The following is a 15830-nucleotide window of genomic DNA, read 5'->3' as shown; positions in this document are numbered from 1 at the left end:
GTAGGTGACTGCCTTTTTTTGTTATCTGATTTCCAGCAAATCAAGCGATACTCCTGACTTTTTACATATGTTTAAGCTCCTTTTCTTGTTGAATCGAGAAGTGAAGCAAGTTAGTTGGTTTTGACGCCTTGAGTCTTTATACTGAAACAAAGGCACCAGCCAATCCAAAAAAAGGAGTGACCCGTCCATGTGCGGCCGATACTTATTTGACCCAAAAACTGGCGAATTGTCAGAATATTATCAAGAAGCCGCGGCGAAAGCCCGCAAGCGGCAACAGACTGTCGCTGTCAATGATGTTTTCCCTTCCAATCATGTCGTAACCATCGGTGCAAATCAACAACAACAAGTTGTAGCTGGTGTGACAAGATGGGGCTTTACCGGCTTTAAAAAAGGGCATTTGATGATCAATGCCCGTTCTGAGACCGTTGAAGAAAAACCGACTTTTCGCAAACCTTTCCAAGAGCATCGCTGTGTCTTTCCGATGTCTGGTTTCTATGAATGGAATCATGAAAAGGAAAAGTTTCTCTTTTCGCAAGATCACGTGATTTATGCCGCTGGTTTTTATCGCATCCTTCAAAAAGAGGATCAGATCGAAACCGAATCAATCATTCTAACGACTGCCGCGAACGATTCTGTTGAACCAGTCCATGATCGAATGCCTCTGTTCTTAGAAAAAGAAGCGATTGCTTCTTGGATCAATGACTTGGCTTTTGCTCGCCAACAACTCAAAGCAGAAATGCCCAAGCTGAAAACTCAATTGCTCTCTTCTTAACTGCTTGCTACTTCTTTTTCAACAGAACAAAAACCGCCAAGTCAGCTTTGATTTGGCGGTTTTTCCTACGTCTGCTTTTTCTTAATAAACGGTGAAGGTTTTGCCAGTCATGATCCCAAAGACTGCTTTTTGATACGCTGCAAAAACGGGTGCGTCACCAACGGGAATAAAGCCTTTGAAAGAATCGGCGAAGGTTTCCCAAGAGCCCACAAGTGCATTGGGACTGACTGCATTGATTCGTACCCCATGACCGATCTCAAAAGCTGCCGATGCCACGAAGGCTTCTAAACCGCCGTTGACCAGTGCTGAAGGCGTGCCCATTGGGATAAATTCGTCTTTGATAATTCCAGAAGTCAGTGTGATACTGCCGCCTTCATTGAGAAAATGCTGGCCAATCAACGCAAGGTTGACTTGTCCTTGCAGCTTCGAAGCCACTGATTGTTGAATATCTGCTGGCGTCAATTCCTCAAAGGGTTTAAACACTGTGCTTCCCGCAGCGGAAACAATGGCATCCACTTTCCCAGTAGCTGCAAATAGCTGGCTGACACTGTCTGCATCCGCAATTTCGACTTGATGATCGCCGCTGCTACGGCTAGCCGTGATCAGCTCCACCTCTGGTAGCTGCTGAAAGCCTTCAACTAAAAGCTGCCCAAGTGTGCCGGTATGTCCAATCAAAAGTAATTTCATTTCCTCGCCTCTTTTTTTGTTTTGTGCTTCGATTCTAACCCAACCAAGCGATTTCGACCATTCATCTGCTTTTCCTGCCTTATTGATCTATTCTTACCCTTCCCCATTTGTTCCCCTACTACCTGCGTAGTGATTGGAATCACCTATCACGAAAGCAATTGACAACTTTCTCATCTTGTTCTAAGATACTACTAATTTCATACACATGCAGTGAGAAGAAGAGTACGATCCCCCCTTTCTTTCAAGAGAGCTCGGAACTGGTGGAAACGAGTAAGGAAGACGATCCGAAGATGACCTTTGAGCATTCGTGGACGAACAATCCCCGACGGAGAAAGCCCGATAGCGCAATGCAGTTTATTTGATGAACTGACTGAGGTTTTTTGTTTCAACAAAAAACAAATGAAGGTGGTACCGCGAAATGATCGTCCTTCCCAAAGAATTGTCTTTGGGAAGGTTTTTTTTATAAAAAAAGGAGGAAGAGGTATGAAACGAAGGATTCGATTAGGTATGGGCATTGGTCTGTTGTCCTTGGTCTTATTTTCTGGCTGCGGCAACCAAGAAGAAGTGACCGGAAATGCCGAAGAGCAGCAGACAGAAATCAGAGTTGGTACGACACCAGGACCTTACAGCGAACTGTTTCTTCAGGGAATCAAACCGATTTTAGAAGAAGCAGGCTATACCGTGACTGATATTGGCTTTACTGGGGTATTGGAAGCAGACATTGCACTGAACGATGGCGAAATCGACTTAAACGTCGATCAGCATACCGCCTATTTAGAGAACTTTAATGAAAACACGGGTGCCGATTTGGTGGGTATCACACCGATCCCTACCGTTCCAGCTGGCTTGTATCCTGGCAGAAAGGACAATTTAGCAGCGATTGAAGCAAACGATACCATCGGGATTCCCAATGATCCGTCAAATAGCGCCCGTGCCCTGTTGCTGCTGCAAAAAGCTGGCTGGATCGAACTTGACCCCGAAGTGGCGCCCATTGACGCGACGTTAAGAACCATTACTGACAATCCTTATAACCTGGATATCGTCGAGATGGATTCTGCGCAAATCCCCCGCAGCTTAGCAGACTTAGACTATGCGGTGATTCCCGGCAGCATCGTTTATAGTGCTGGAATTGCTGCAGAGGAAAGCTTATTAAGTGAAGACATTTTGCAAGAGTATGAACTGGTGGCAACGGTCAAAGAAGCCAACCAAGACAGTGATTGGGCACAGGCAGTGGTGGCAGCATATCGTTCTGAAGCCTTCAAAGAACTGCTGGCAGAAGAGAATCAAACGGGCTATTGGTTTATTCCTGAAGAATCGCAATAACCGCTTCACAAGTAGCAATAAGCAGCAACTGTCGTCTTATTTTTTAAGAAGCTTCTATTATAGAAGGAAAAGAACTGACTACTATTGATTGGTGGACCCTTTTTCCGTCTGAATCTTTGTAAAGGAGGTCAAAAATTGAATATTCAACAAATGCGGATCGTGCAAGCGATCGCTGACCATGGAAGTTTTCGTGAAGCAGCCAAACGGCTGTATCTCTCACAGCCAAGTCTTTCCCAAGCCGTGAAAGAGTTGGAAACAGAATTGGAGGTCCAGCTTTTCGAGCGTACGAATCAAGGTGCCCGCTTGACTGCCGAAGGCTCGGAATTTCTAGACCATGCCCAGCCGATCTTGAGTCAAGTGGCGCAGCTGCAAACGCGTTTTTCCAGCAAGCAAGCAGCGAGTCAAACCTTCGCCATCGCAAGCCAGCACTATAATTTCACGGCTGGAATTTTCAGTGAGCTGCTGCAGGAATTTCCCGACTGTCGCCAGTTTCGCCTATTAGAAACCACGACCTTAAAGGTGATCACGGACGTGCAGCAATATCGAAGTGAATTTGGGGTTCTTTATTTGAATGAGCAAAACCAAGCAGGATTGGAACGACTGTTACAAGGCGCCCAATTGTCCTTCGAGGCGTTGGGACGGTTTCGCCCCCATGTCTTTTTACGAGCGACTCATCCCTTGACAGAAAAAAAGCGACTTTCCTTAAAGGATCTTGCGCCTTATCCGCAAGTACGCTTTTTGCAAGAAGATGAACGCTATTCGTTCTTTTCCGAGGATTTGATCGACTTTGCTCAAAGCCCTCAAGTGGTGCATGTCAGCGATCGAGGCACAATGGTCCAGCTATTACAGCAGACGGATCTTTATGGAACCGGCTCGGGGATCGTTGCCCAACCAGAACGCCAAGGCTTGGCTTTTCTTCCTTTGATCGACGCGTCCGAGGGTGAGATCATCCTCATTAAAAAGAACGATCGCCCATTATCAGTGATCGGCGAGCGTTTCTTAACAAAATTACGACAACACCTTGACGCTTTTCCTACTGATATATAAGCGAAGGCCTCCTCTTCCTACTCCCCATAGATGATTGGCTGCACCTTCGCATTATATAAAAAATCCTTGAGCCACTTCCCATGCAGGAGGCTCAAGGATTTTCTTTTACGGTTAACGTTGTCGGCAATCACCGCTGATTACAGCTGCTCTGCCTGCATTTGATACATTTGCTGATAGATTCCTTGCCCTTGGACAAGACTCGCATGGGTTCCCCGTTCCACGATCTTCCCTTGGTCTAGGACCAAGATTTGATCGGCTTGTTTGATCGTTGACAAACGGTGAGCGATCATGAAGGTCGTCCGTCCTTTTTGCAAGACGGTCATCGCCTTTTGAATGATGGACTCTGTTTCAGTGTCCACATGGCTCGTCGCTTCATCCAGAATCAAGATTTTTGGATCAAACACCAGCGCACGGGCGAAACTGATCAGCTGGCGTTCTCCACTAGAAAACTCATTGCCTTTTTCAACGACTGGATGATGGATGCCTTTTTCGTAGCGGCTCAAAAGGTAGTCAGCGCCGACTTGCTTCAAGGCATCGATAATCATCGCTTCGGTGATCGTTGGATCGTTCATCCCGATGTTGCTGGCGATCGTTCCGGTAAATAGATAGGGATCTTGCATGACGATCGCCATTGAATCTCTTAAACTATGACGATCATAATCAGCGATCACTTGTCCATCCACAACGATTTTTCCGTGCTGCGGATCATAAAAACGGAACAACAGGTTCAAAATACTCGATTTTCCAGAACCAGTATGACCAACTAAAGCAATGGTCTCTCCTGCTGCAACGTCAAAGTTGATATCGTGCAAGATCGCTTGCTCAGGGTCGTAGCCAAAGGTCACTTGTTGGAAAGAAACATCGCCATTCGTGACAGTCAGCTGCTCACTTTGTTGTTTTTCAACCGGCTGATCAGCAAACTCAAAGACCCGCTGTCCAGCAGCTAATGATTGCTGCACATTGGTGATGGTTTGGACAAGCCCTTCGATGGGATCATACAGGCGGTTGATGTAATCAATAAAGGCATACAGCAAGCCTGCTGAGATCGCCAAGCGGCCATCAAGGAAAAAGGCGGCCAAGGTCGTGATCAAAATCAAGATCGTTGAATTTCGCAACAAGTTGCCTAATCCCCAAGCGATACTTGAATCGAGCAAGAGGTATTTACGTCCAGTTTTGAACCATTTCTCTACTGTTTCATTAAATTCTTTCTGCAACTGATTTTCTCGTTGGAAGGCTTGGATGATCGCCATTCCTTGGACAAATTCATTCAACTGCCCACTGATTTGTGAGATGTACTCCCGCATTGCTAAATTGTAACGAGAAGCATATTTGGTATAAAAATGCTGCCAGATTCCTAAAATCGGGATCAAAATCAGCATCGCTGCTCCTAAGGTGCGGTTCAAAAGAAACAATGCAATAAACGCACCAATGATTTGGATGATGTTGCTTAACAAATTACTGATCACGATCACGTAGAAATTCGACCGCAAGACTTCGGTGTCATTCGTGATTCGTGCAACGACTTTACCTGCTGGGATCTGGTCAAAGTAAGAAACGGGTAATTTATGCATATGGTCAAAAAGCTGATCCCGCATTTTTTTGACGATACTGTTGGACATTTTTCGCAATTGCAACAAGCTGATATAACGAAAGAGGGAACCAATCAAATTGACCAGCAAATACCCAGCGAGCAATTGGATCAAAAGCATCGTGTCTAAATTGCTACTGTTAACCGCTGGTGTCATCACTCGGTCGATCAGCTGCTTGGCAATCAGTGGTGAAGTCAGTTCGAGCGCTGCAGCCAGCAACAGCAAGATCGCACCCACGGTAAATTGTTTTTTATAATAGCTCAAATACGTGAGCAAACGTTTAATCGTTGAGAACACTCGTATCGTCCTCCTTTAACTGTTGATGATAATACTGCTCTTGGTACCAGCCTGGCGTTTCGATCAACTCCTGATGGGTACCACGCTGTGTGATCCGTCCGTCTTCTAAGACGATGATTTGATCCGCTTCGGTGATGGCGGACAATCGATGGGTCACGATGATGGAGGTCGGTGCCTGCTTCATCGTTTTCAAATTCGTGATGATGGCTTGTTCCGTTTTGGCATCAACTGCCGAAAGGGCATCATCCAGTAAGAGGACTTCACTGTTTCGTAAAAACGCCCGTGCTAAGGACAAGCGTTGTTTTTGTCCACCAGAAAGGGAAACGCCTTTCTCACCGACGACCGTTTCGAGCCCTTCTGGCATCCGCTTGATGTCTTCGCTAAAGCAAGCAGCTTCCAGTGCTTCCCACAATACTTCTTCGGAAGCGTCTGGTTGTCCGAATAACAAGTTCTCGCGAATCGTTCGTGAAAACAAGGTATGTTCTTGCGGTACTTCTGCAAAGTGGTTGCGCACTGCTGTTGTTTGATAGGCCGTCAACGGCTGCTCGTTGATCAAGGGGACTTGATCAGAGTATGGATAGCGGTGACCGAATTGTCTTAGCAGCGTCGTTTTTCCGCTGCCGGTCTTCCCAACGATCCCTAAGACTTCTCCACGAGTGATCGTCAAATCCAGTCCTTCTAACACATAACGAGCTGCTTGCGGGTATTGGAAATGGTATGCTTCAAAACGGATCGTATTGATGGCTTGCAGGTCGGCTTCACCTGGCGTTTCTAATTCATCCCCCGTCTGCAGCACTTCATTGATCCGACGCCAGGATGCGGCACCTTGCTGCATCACATTCACAAGATCTCCTGCTGAGATCATCGGCCAAACGACCATAGTCAAGTACACTTGGAAAGAGACCATCGCACCGATAGTGATCGTTTGGTTGGCAACAAGAAACGCCCCCACACCAAAGCTCATCACGAAACTGATCGCTAAGATGATGGTAATCAGCGGCCCAAAACGGGAATCGATCTCAGAAACGATATTGTTTTTCGCTCGTGTTTCCAGTGTTTTCTTTCGAAACTGTTCCGTGGTGGCTCCTTCTAGTCCATAAGCTCGGACGACCCGAATGCCATCAATGATCTCCAGCACTTCACTGTTCATCTCAGAAACAGAATTCTGCGCTTCCGTAAACGCCTTATCGACTTGCGAGCCCCATTTGAAAATGTAATAGGCTAAAAGCGGCATTGGAATCAAGGCAATCAAGGTCAGTAGCCAAGAAACCGTCCCAGCCATCATCGCTACGATAAAACTTAGATACAAACTAGTATTTAAGAAAACCATCAGACCATACCCAACGGTCATCCCCATCACTTGGACATCGTCACTGGAACGAGTCATTAAATCACCTGTTCGGAAACGATGGTAAAACGGCGCCCCCATTTTGAGAAAGTGGCTCATCAATTGTTCCCGTAATTGTTTTTGCAAATCGTAGGAACCAATAAATAAATTAAACGTCCAAACAAATTCCGCCAAATATCCTAACAAGATAGCTCCCGCGAAGAGGCTCACATATTGGATCAATACGGAGTAATCAAAATTATCTTGAATCAACGCATCGATGAACAAGCGCAGAATATAGATCGGTGCGACATACATCGCACTAGCGATCACCATAAAGACGAATACAAAGGTATAGCGCACCTTATGTTCTTTAAAATACGTTGTTAATTGTTTTAATACATACTTCATGTTTTATCCCTCACATTCTAAAAAAGTACACAAAAAAGCTCTGTCCCTTCGGAAAAAGGACAGAGCATAAACGTCGTTATTATAGACATTATCTGTACACTAATGGTTACCGAATGAGGGATTCACTTTATTCAATTTGGTTGTTTTTTTATCAAATACTTTTTGCATCGTAATCCCTCCTTCTCTTTTTATTTTTGCTGACTACACCTAACACTTTACAGATAAGTTTCTGAGAATGCAACAACTTTTATTAATTTTTTTTCAAAAAGATTGACTTTTCTAAAAAGGCGTTTCTCAATTTCTCGCTTTTTAACAACTATTTTTTGAAAACGAATTCTCGATTTATCCTAAGCGCTGCAAGGAATTTGGCAAAATAAAAAAACAGATGCCCCTCTCTTCAACAAGCGTTGTTTGGTCAGCACACTTGGTTGAAAAAAAGTTCCTCTGTTTTCTTACTTCTTGTTTATTCTGAGACAGATGCTAGACGATAGGATACTGTTCGTCCAAAAGGAAACACTTGCACCCCTTGCAAACGATCTGTTTTCAAATACGCTACCGCTCCTTGATATAACGGCAAGACGGCTGTATCTTCAACGATCAATTGTTTCTCGAGTTCTTTCAATAAGTCCCAACGGGCAGCTGGGTCGTTTGCTAAAGTCGTCCGTGCTTCTTGTAACCCTTGGTCGTACCTTTCACTAGCATACCCAGAGGTATTCAAGCCACCTGTCGAATCATAAAATTCTAAGAAGTTGATCGGGTCCGCGTAATCTGGTGTCCAAGTCCCGAAGACGAGATCAAATTCACCTTGGGATTGCAAGTCCAAGCGGTTTTGTAAAGGAATCGACTTGGCATCGATGGTTAATCCAGGCAAATTGGTTTCTAACTGTCCTTGGACAAATTCGATGGTTTTCTTGGCTGCTGCTGTATCTGCTGACAACAGTTCCAAAGTGATCTCGTCTTGTCCCAACTCTTCTTTGGCTTGTGCCCAAAGCGCTTGTGCGGCTGTTAGATCATACGGCAGTAAATCGCCATTTTCTTCACGAAAATCTTGGTCTGTTTCAGGATCTTTGGCAAAGTTGCTTGGCACAAAGCCGTTCAATGCAGTAGATCCATCGCCTAAGATATTTTCAGCAAATGCCTCTTTGTCGATGGCTTGTAAAATCGCCTGACGTACCTTGACATTGCCTGTGACTTCTCGTTTTTGGTTGGCACTTAAATACCCCACCAGCGCCTTCGGCACATAGTTGGCTTGAGCTGAGTTTTGGTATTGCTGCGCGTACGTATCCGTTAAGGTGGTGTAGTCCAGTTCTCCTGTTTCAAAAAGGCTGACACCAGTTGCCGTTTCCTTCACTACTTGCACGTCGATCTTGGTCAATTGGACATTCTCAGCATCCCAATAATCAGGATTTTTCGTTAACGTCCATGATTCATTGGTTCCGTTCCACCCTTCGATCAAGAATGGGCCGTTGCCAACAAAATTTTCCGCTGATAACCCATAATCGGCACCTTTTTCTTCAGCAAACGCTTGATTTTTTGGCATAAAAGGTGTCCCGACCAGAATCTGATCCAAATACGAGATCGGACTTGCCAATGTCAGCTCTAACGTCTGCTGGTCCAATGCTTTGGCACCTAACTCACTGACCTCAGCATCTCCTTGACGTACTTGACTGCCATTTTTCAACACATCCATTTGATTGCTGCTGCTAGAACCGTTCTCTGGATTGGCAACATATTGAAAGGCGTAGACAAAATCATCCGCTGTAACAGGATCGCCATTGCTCCATGTTGCATCACGAATGGTGAAGGTATAAACCAGTCCATCTTCTGATACCGTAGGCTCTTCAGCAGCCATCGCAAGCTCAGGATCCCCCTCTTGATCCAGACGGTATAACCCTTCTGCCACTTGTCCGATCATATCGGAACTGTTGACATCCGTGTATTGCCCGCTATCAAGGGTTGATAAGGCGCCCGCGGTTGACACTTGAATCTCTTGCGCAACAGCGCCTTGCTCCTCTTGCGATCCAGAATCCGTCGTGGGACTCGTGGTACTGCAGGCACTTAAAACCAATACTGTGAAAGCAGTGATACCAATCATTTTCTTTTTCATTTTTCTCCTCCTTGCGTGACCCTCTTTCTTACAACACATCAACGACATACTTGAAAACCGCTTGTTCTTGTAAAAGCGCATCATAGGCAAAGTCTGGATGCCATTGAACCGCCAACAAGCGCTGATCCACATGTTCAATGCCTTCAATGATGCCATCAGGACTCCAAGCTGTCTTTTGCAATGGACGAGCCAATCGATCCACCGCTTGATGATGAAAGGAATTGACCTTTGTTTTTTGACCGTATACACGAGCCAACATGCTTTTTTCAGCCGTCGCGATGGCATGGGTCGGCACTTCTTTCGGAATCGGTGCCTGCATATGAATGATCTCACTGAAGGTACTGATGTCTTGCTGCAGCGTGCCCCCAAAGGCCACGTTGACCAGCTGCATCCCCCGACAAACCGCAAAAATTGGTTTCTTTTGCAGCAGCGCTTCATCGATCAGCGCTAGTTCAAACTCATCCCGTGCCAAAAAGCCGCTTCCAGTTGCCTGATGGTCCTCCTGCCCATAAAACTTGGGTGAAACATCTTGTCCACCAGCTAATACCAGTTTATCGATCTGTGAAACATAGTCCTTGGCTGCAGCTGGCTCACTGATTGGCAAGAGCAATGGCAGTCCGCCCGCTTGCTGGATCGCTCGCACATACCCTAATGGTGTGTAGGCGATCGGCAAATGATGCAGCACATCGCCAGCATCTTGCACTTCATTCGCAGCGATCCCTATAATTGGTTTGCCCATCGACATCCCTCCTTGATTAACGATTTTTTCAGAAAAAAGCGACATCTAGCAGTTGAACAAGGCAAGCGCCGCTTTTTCCCTCAAGATATGTTTCAACTATTCTAAACCAATCAGCACTTTTTGTGAAACACTATTTTCACTTTCGCGATCATTTATTACAATCACCATTCTATTTAACCGCCTCTTTGATTCGCAATAAAGAACACCGCTAGTCAGATATAGTTGAATTTTGCCAATGCTTTCTCTACGTAAAAAAACATGCGAGAAGGCGTTGCCTTCCGCATGTTTCGTCATTAAAATAATCGATTGTCTTTTAAAAACTCCAGCATCTGTGTTTTTAGGGGATCTTTTTCATTACGAATCGACTTTGTTTGCGTTGTTTCATCAAGTGTCGATGGCCGCTTTTTAGGAAAAGGCGCCGCTGGTTCTTCTGCCAACTCTAAGATTTGGAAGCTATCCACCACCACTTCTGCCGCACAAAGTCTCTGACCTTCTGGTGTTTCATAAGGACAGCCTTGCAAGTGTCCATTGATTTTAATACTTGCCCCTTTTTGAGTATACCGTAAAAAGGTCTCTGCCTGCTTTCCATGAATGACGCAAGCAAACCATTCATGGTGCACTTCTTCACTGTTTTGCCATTGAGACACAATGACAAGATCAAAACGTACGCCCTGATCGTCCGCCGCATCAAACGCTTCTTTACTAGGCATCGCTGCGATTTTCCCAGTAAGAACCACTTTATTCATTGCCACGTTGCATCCTCGCTTTTCTCTCATTTCTTGAGTGATCTAAACTTATGCGACCTATTCTACCATATTCCAAAAAACAAGCAATCAAAGGGCGAATGGCTTAAGAAATGCTTTGAAAAAAATGAACCAACTCAAAGAATTCGTCTGCTCCTGTCAAAAAGCTGCGATTTTTTGACGGAAAAATTCTCTTTGCTCCACACAGCAAAAAAAAGTTGGTTCAATCCCCTATGAACCAACCGTCTTCTGCAGATCTTTATTTAGCAAAGGAATCTTGACTCCCATAGCGATCAAAATGGAGGGTTTCGCTTTCGAGATAATCGATGATCGCTTTGGGGATCATGACCCCTTCTTGCTGGGCTTTTTCAAAGTGTATTTGGCTGATCTCTCCAGGATAGTAGACTTGTGATTGCCCTTCTACTGGCGGGATTGCATGCAGCTCAGTCACCATCTGATCGATGCTTTGCTTGAAGGTTTTGGTGTCCGTAAAACGAGATGGATCGATCACAAGAAGGAATTGTCCTAAGCGGCGTTTTTCCGTCAAGTCCGCATACATGGAGGTGACCTGTTTACCAAAAGCCAAGCCTAGCATTGAGCCAGCTAAAATATCCACCATCATCATCAAGCCATATCCTTTAGCACCAGCGATGGGCAATAATCCTTGGACTGCATAGGGATCGGTGGTAGGCAAGCCATGCTCGTCTACTGCCCAAGTATCGGGGATCTGCTGTTTCTTCGAGCGAGCGTCCAAAATTTTGCCCCACGCTTGAACCGTTGTCGCCATATCAAAAACCACCGGTGGATGGTTGGCTCGTGGTGCTGCAAACGCAATTGGATTGGTACCAAAATAGTTTTCGGTCCCACCAAAAGGCACCGCCATCGGATCCGATTGACACATGGCGATCGCCACTAAGTCGGCTTCAGCAGCCTGTTTGACGTAATACGCCATCGTCCCGCTATGGCTGGTCTGCTCGATTCCTACTGCAGCGATCCCTGCTTCTTTCGCCAGATGAATGGCGATCGCAATCGCTTCGTTGCACACATAATGCCCCATGCCGTTATCTCCGTGAAAAATTCCGGTAGCGGCGCCTGTTTTTTCAAAAGACATGTTTGGTTCTAGCGTGATGCCGCCTTTTACTAAGCGCTCGGCATAGTAGTCCATCCGCACGGCACCATGAGAATGGATCCCGCACGCATCCGCAAAGGTCAAATGCGCCGCTGTTTCACTGGCCGCGGCTTCTGGCAAACCAGCAGCCAAGAGTTTCTTTTTCATCAATGCTTCTAATTCCAGCAGAGAACGTCTGCTCATTTCTTCCATCTTTTTTCCTCCTTAGAAAAAGAGAAGCACGCTTGGCAACGGCTTCTCTTATTGATTAAACACGCGATGATCGAGTTCATCAGCTGATTTAGCGATCAAAAGCGCTGAATAGACGTCTGAGTTCACGTTCAAGATCGTCCGCAACATGCCAACAAACCATTCGACACCAGCAAATAGCGCAATGCTTTCGATTGGTAAACCGAGCTGGGGAACAATGATTGCCAAGGAAACTAACCCCGCTCCGGGAACAACTGCATTGGCTAAAGAAACGAAAGTCGCAGTTACAGCCACCGTCACCATTTGGATCCCGTCAAAGTTGATTTGATACATTTGGGCGATCGTCATGACTGTAATCGCCATATGCATCGCTGACCCATTGCTGTTCAAAGACATCCCTAACGGCAATACCAAATTGGTGATGCGGCTACTGAGTCCTAATTTATTCTGGGATTCTTCCATAGCGATCGGCAGCGTGATGGCAGAGGAGGTTGTCGCCAATGCCATGACCGACATATTTTTCATATTTTTGATCAATCGTAACGGATTGATCCGACAATACACGGTCAACAAGACTAGCCACAGCCCAAGGAACGTGACGGTGGCTAGACCGTAGACAAGCAAATAGCTGCCTAATGGCAAAATGATCTGCAAGCCCAGGGAGCTGATCGTTGAAGCGATCAAAGCAAAAATACCGATTGGTCCCACGATCATCACGTAACGAATGATGGCAATGACGACCTCATTCAGATCCACGATCAGCCCATAAAGAGCTGACTCAGGTTTCTTTTGCATAAAGCGATTGAGGGCAACACCAAAAAATAACCCAAAAACGATGATTTGAATAATTGACCCTTTACTCAACGCATCGAAAATATTCGTGGGAATAAAGTTGATCACTGTCTCTGATATAGAAATTTCTTGTGCTTGCAGAGGTTCGCCGGCAGCTTGTGAAAAGTCGATCCCTTTGCCTGGAGCAAAGAAGAGCGCCATCAGCACGCCCCATGCAGCAGCGAATAAGGAGGAAATCCCAAAGACAGCGATCGTTTTTCCACCCAAACGAGTGAGTTCTTTCGGGGCAATCCCCCCAACTGCTTGAATGATTTGTCCAACGATCAATAATGGGATCGCCATTTGCATCAGACGCAAGAAAAGATCGCCCAAAATTTTTAGGAACGAAGCGGCTTGCCCAAAGAACAAACCGCAAAGAATCCCTAGAAGAACGGCAATAACGATCTGCGTCACCATCGGTAGTTTTTTTGCTTTCACTTTGATCCCCTCTTTATTTTCGAAGTATGGTTCCTGTATGCTGATCCAGTTCAGCTAACTTTTCGATTGAGGTAATAATCGCGGTTCTGGCTGCATCTTCTTCGACAAAATCAATCGCAGCTTCTATTTTTGGCAACATACTACCCGCTGCAAAATGGCCTTCCTCGATGTAGCCCTTGGCTTGTGCCACACTGATTTCCCCTAGGGCTTGCTGATTCGGCTGGTTGTAATTGATATAGATATTGTCGACACCAGTCAAAATGATCAGGCGATCGGCCTGCACGTCTTTTGCTAAGACACTAGCGGTAAAGTCTTTGTCGTTGACGGCTTCCACGCCAGTAAACCCATTGTCGTTGCGAACGACAGGTACGCCACCACCACCGGCGCAAATCGTGATCACACCAGCATCGACCAATGTTTTGATGGCTTCTTTTTCAACGATTTCTTGCGGTTTCGGGGATGGAACCACTTTCCGGTAACCACGCCCAGCATCTTCTTGATATACCCCGCCATTGGCTGCCATCGCAGCATTGGCTTCCTCTTCACTATAAAAAGGTCCGACTGGTTTGGAAGGTTTCTCAAAGGATGGATCTGCTGGATCGACACGAACTTGGGTGACTAATGAGATCACCGATGGATGCGCTTGTCGTGTGGCAAACTCATTGATCAAGGCATTTTGCAGCCAATATCCGATACTTCCTTGGGTCATCGCCACGCAGCTGTCTAATTTCAATTGAGGATTTTTTTCACTTTCCCCTGCTTTTTGCTGCAACAGTAAGTTGCCGACTTGTGGTCCATTGCCGTGACAAACAATGACTTTTTCCCCTTTTTCGACAAAATCGGCAATATAACGTGCTGCTTGCGCAACAACTGCTTTTTGTCCTTCATCACTAGGGTCTTTATCTAAAATAGCATTGCCGCCTAACGCGATCACATTCAAACTCATTTTATGCTCTCCTTCTGATTTTCCTTTGCTAATACGGCAAAAACACCTAATCCGATCAGCAGTAATAGACAAGACAGGTAAAACCCGACCTGCATCGATCCTAAAGAATCGGCTAAAAAGCCAGTAACATAAGGTGCTAAGATCGACCCCGACATCCCGATAAAGTTATAGGCACTCAAAGTCGTTCCTAAGGCGCCTTTTGGTGCGTTTTTCGTCACAAAGGTCACGACGATTGGATCAAGCGCCAGCTTGCCAGTCAATCCATACAAAATCAAAACAGTGATCAATAAGGTACGATCCGTTACAAAGGCAATGGCAAATACGGAAAGGGTCGCCAATGGGACCAATAAATAGACTAATTTTTTCGTTGCGCCTGTTTTATCATTCAATCGAGCAAAAATCAACGCACCTGGAATTGATGCCCATGGGACTAAGGAAGCAATAAAGCCGACACTCGCCCCTTCAAAACCACGCTCGGCAATCAAGAATTGCGGCAGCCAAGTAATGATCACAAAGTTTGCATAAATGCTGGTAAAGCATAGAACAAAGGCTGCCACGAGATTGCGGTTTGAAAAAATCTGCTTCAAGGAAATCTTTTCTTTCGGCCCTTCTTCTTTTATTTCTTGTCCTTCATCTTCTGGACGAATCACTTTTTCTTTCAAAACAAAATAGAACAAGACACCGACGATCAAGGTCGGAATTGCCATTAGGAAGAAGGGTTGGCTCCAATGGCCCCCGTTATCCAAGACTAATTTACTAGAAAGCAAGTACCCACCAGACGTTCCAAACGCCATCCCACTGTTGATAATGGCATTTCCGACGGTTCGTTTGTTGTCGGGAATCGCTTCGGTAGACAATGCGTATTGCGGACCGTAATAGGCACCTTGACCAATCCCTGCAATGGCACGAATCACTAAAAACAAAACAAAGCTTGTGGCTAGCCCACTGAAGTACGTAGTCACCGCCAATAAAACAAAGCCTAGAGCGATCACTAATTTGCGACCGATTTTGTCGCCGATGATCCCAAAAGGAATTTGCGCAACGGCATAAGTCAAAAAGAAAATACTATTGGCAAGTCCTAGTTGTGTGTTACTTAAATTGAATTCTTCACCGATCACACCCATGATTGGATTGAAGATCGTCCGTGTGGCGTACATTAAAATCCAGCCGACAAAGAAAATAGCAACGACTTTTTTCCAGTAAGAATTGCTTACTTTGACCGCATCTTTCTGGTTACTGATTTCCATGATTTCTC

General features: G+C 45.6%; 13 protein-coding genes and 1 other annotated feature. Of the genes, 3 read left to right on the top strand and 10 right to left on the bottom strand.

Translation table 11 applies throughout. The annotated features are described in order from the left end of the window. Positions 1 to 187: 187 nt before the first annotated feature. Positions 188 to 772 carry an SOS response-associated peptidase gene (locus A5867_RS05780; RefSeq protein ID WP_015509208.1) on the top strand — a complete coding sequence of 195 codons (585 nt, stop codon included), beginning with the start codon at positions 188 to 190 and terminating at the stop codon, positions 770 to 772. Positions 773 to 853: 81 nt separating this feature from the next. On the opposite strand, the gene A5867_RS05775 is transcribed toward A5867_RS05780, so the two are convergent. Next, positions 854 to 1459 carry a short chain dehydrogenase gene (locus A5867_RS05775; protein ID WP_010747693.1) on the bottom strand — a complete coding sequence of 202 codons (606 nt, stop codon included), beginning with the start codon at positions 1457 to 1459 and terminating at the stop codon, positions 854 to 856. A gap of 201 nt (positions 1460 to 1660) precedes the next feature. Next, positions 1661 to 1892: a binding site (T-box leader), on the top strand. A gap of 50 nt (positions 1893 to 1942) precedes the next feature. Between A5867_RS05775 and A5867_RS05770 the strand changes: the two genes are divergently transcribed. After that, positions 1943 to 2782, top strand: coding sequence for a MetQ/NlpA family ABC transporter substrate-binding protein (locus A5867_RS05770; RefSeq protein WP_087627084.1), 840 nt, complete (start codon positions 1943 to 1945; stop codon positions 2780 to 2782). Between the two features lie 135 nt (positions 2783 to 2917). Beyond that, entirely contained in the window at positions 2918 to 3829 is a 912-nt protein-coding gene (locus tag A5867_RS05765) for a LysR family transcriptional regulator (RefSeq protein ID WP_087627083.1), read from the top strand. A gap of 137 nt (positions 3830 to 3966) precedes the next feature. On the opposite strand, the gene A5867_RS05760 is transcribed toward A5867_RS05765, so the two are convergent. From A5867_RS05760 to A5867_RS05715, 9 genes are all read right to left on the bottom strand, one after another. After that, positions 3967 to 5715 (bottom strand): ABC transporter ATP-binding protein, encoded by a 1749-nt coding sequence (locus tag A5867_RS05760; RefSeq protein ID WP_087627082.1) that lies wholly within the window; start codon positions 5713 to 5715, stop codon positions 3967 to 3969. Then, positions 5699 to 7453 (bottom strand): ABC transporter ATP-binding protein, encoded by a 1755-nt coding sequence (locus A5867_RS05755; protein ID WP_087627081.1) that lies wholly within the window; start codon positions 7451 to 7453, stop codon positions 5699 to 5701. The genes A5867_RS05760 and A5867_RS05755 overlap by 17 nt, the downstream gene beginning before the upstream one ends. A gap of 463 nt (positions 7454 to 7916) precedes the next feature. Next, a complete protein-coding gene (locus tag A5867_RS05750; RefSeq protein ID WP_087627080.1) occupies positions 7917 to 9560 on the bottom strand; it encodes a peptide ABC transporter substrate-binding protein in 1644 nt (547 codons plus the stop codon). A 28-nt stretch (positions 9561 to 9588) separates the two neighbouring features. Then, positions 9589 to 10299 (bottom strand): gamma-glutamyl-gamma-aminobutyrate hydrolase family protein, encoded by a 711-nt coding sequence (locus A5867_RS05745; RefSeq protein WP_087627079.1) that lies wholly within the window; start codon positions 10297 to 10299, stop codon positions 9589 to 9591. Positions 10300 to 10592: 293 nt separating this feature from the next. Beyond that, positions 10593 to 11075, bottom strand: a complete 483-nt coding sequence (gene ssb, locus A5867_RS05735) for a single-stranded DNA-binding protein (protein ID WP_087627077.1) — start codon at positions 11073 to 11075, stop codon at positions 10593 to 10595. A gap of 226 nt (positions 11076 to 11301) precedes the next feature. After that, positions 11302 to 12363, bottom strand: a complete 1062-nt coding sequence (gene allD / locus A5867_RS05730) for an ureidoglycolate dehydrogenase (RefSeq protein WP_087627076.1) — start codon at positions 12361 to 12363, stop codon at positions 11302 to 11304. 48 nt (positions 12364 to 12411) lie between these two features. Continuing rightward, positions 12412 to 13629 carry a dicarboxylate/amino acid:cation symporter gene (locus tag A5867_RS05725; protein WP_087627075.1) on the bottom strand — a complete coding sequence of 406 codons (1218 nt, stop codon included), beginning with the start codon at positions 13627 to 13629 and terminating at the stop codon, positions 12412 to 12414. A gap of 13 nt (positions 13630 to 13642) precedes the next feature. Continuing rightward, positions 13643 to 14575 carry a carbamate kinase gene (arcC, locus tag A5867_RS05720; RefSeq protein ID WP_008379201.1) on the bottom strand — a complete coding sequence of 311 codons (933 nt, stop codon included), beginning with the start codon at positions 14573 to 14575 and terminating at the stop codon, positions 13643 to 13645. Then, positions 14572 to 15822: an MFS transporter gene (locus A5867_RS05715; RefSeq protein WP_005225376.1), complete on the bottom strand. Its 1251-nt coding sequence runs from the start codon at positions 15820 to 15822 to the stop codon at positions 14572 to 14574. The genes arcC and A5867_RS05715 overlap by 4 nt, the downstream gene beginning before the upstream one ends. Positions 15823 to 15830: the final 8 nt, after the last annotated feature.

It is taken from the genome of Enterococcus sp. 6D12_DIV0197, from assembly GCF_002174385.1.
Classification (GTDB): Bacteria; Bacillota; Bacilli; order Lactobacillales; family Enterococcaceae; genus Enterococcus_D; species Enterococcus_D casseliflavus.
Note: the sequence above shows the minus strand (reverse complement) of the source record. Positions and strands in the feature narration are given on the sequence as shown.

Coding starts and splice junctions, on each gene's coding strand:
- allD (WP_087627076.1), bottom strand. CDS start 12,363: ATGGAAGAAATGAGCAGACGTTCTCTGCTGGAATTAGAAGCATTGATG.
- arcC (WP_008379201.1), bottom strand. CDS start 14,575: ATGAGTTTGAATGTGATCGCGTTAGGCGGCAATGCTATTTTAGATAAA.
- A5867_RS05750 (WP_087627080.1), bottom strand. CDS start 9,560: ATGAAAAAGAAAATGATTGGTATCACTGCTTTCACAGTATTGGTTTTA.
- A5867_RS05755 (WP_087627081.1), bottom strand. CDS start 7,453: ATGAAGTATGTATTAAAACAATTAACAACGTATTTTAAAGAACATAAG.
- A5867_RS05715 (WP_005225376.1), bottom strand. CDS start 15,822: ATGGAAATCAGTAACCAGAAAGATGCGGTCAAAGTAAGCAATTCTTAC.
- A5867_RS05775 (WP_010747693.1), bottom strand. CDS start 1,459: ATGAAATTACTTTTGATTGGACATACCGGCACACTTGGGCAGCTTTTA.
- ssb (WP_087627077.1), bottom strand. CDS start 11,075: ATGAGAGAAAAGCGAGGATGCAACGTGGCAATGAATAAAGTGGTTCTT.
- A5867_RS05745 (WP_087627079.1), bottom strand. CDS start 10,299: ATGGGCAAACCAATTATAGGGATCGCTGCGAATGAAGTGCAAGATGCT.
- A5867_RS05770 (WP_087627084.1), top strand. CDS start 1,943: ATGAAACGAAGGATTCGATTAGGTATGGGCATTGGTCTGTTGTCCTTG.
- A5867_RS05780 (WP_015509208.1), top strand. CDS start 188: ATGTGCGGCCGATACTTATTTGACCCAAAAACTGGCGAATTGTCAGAA.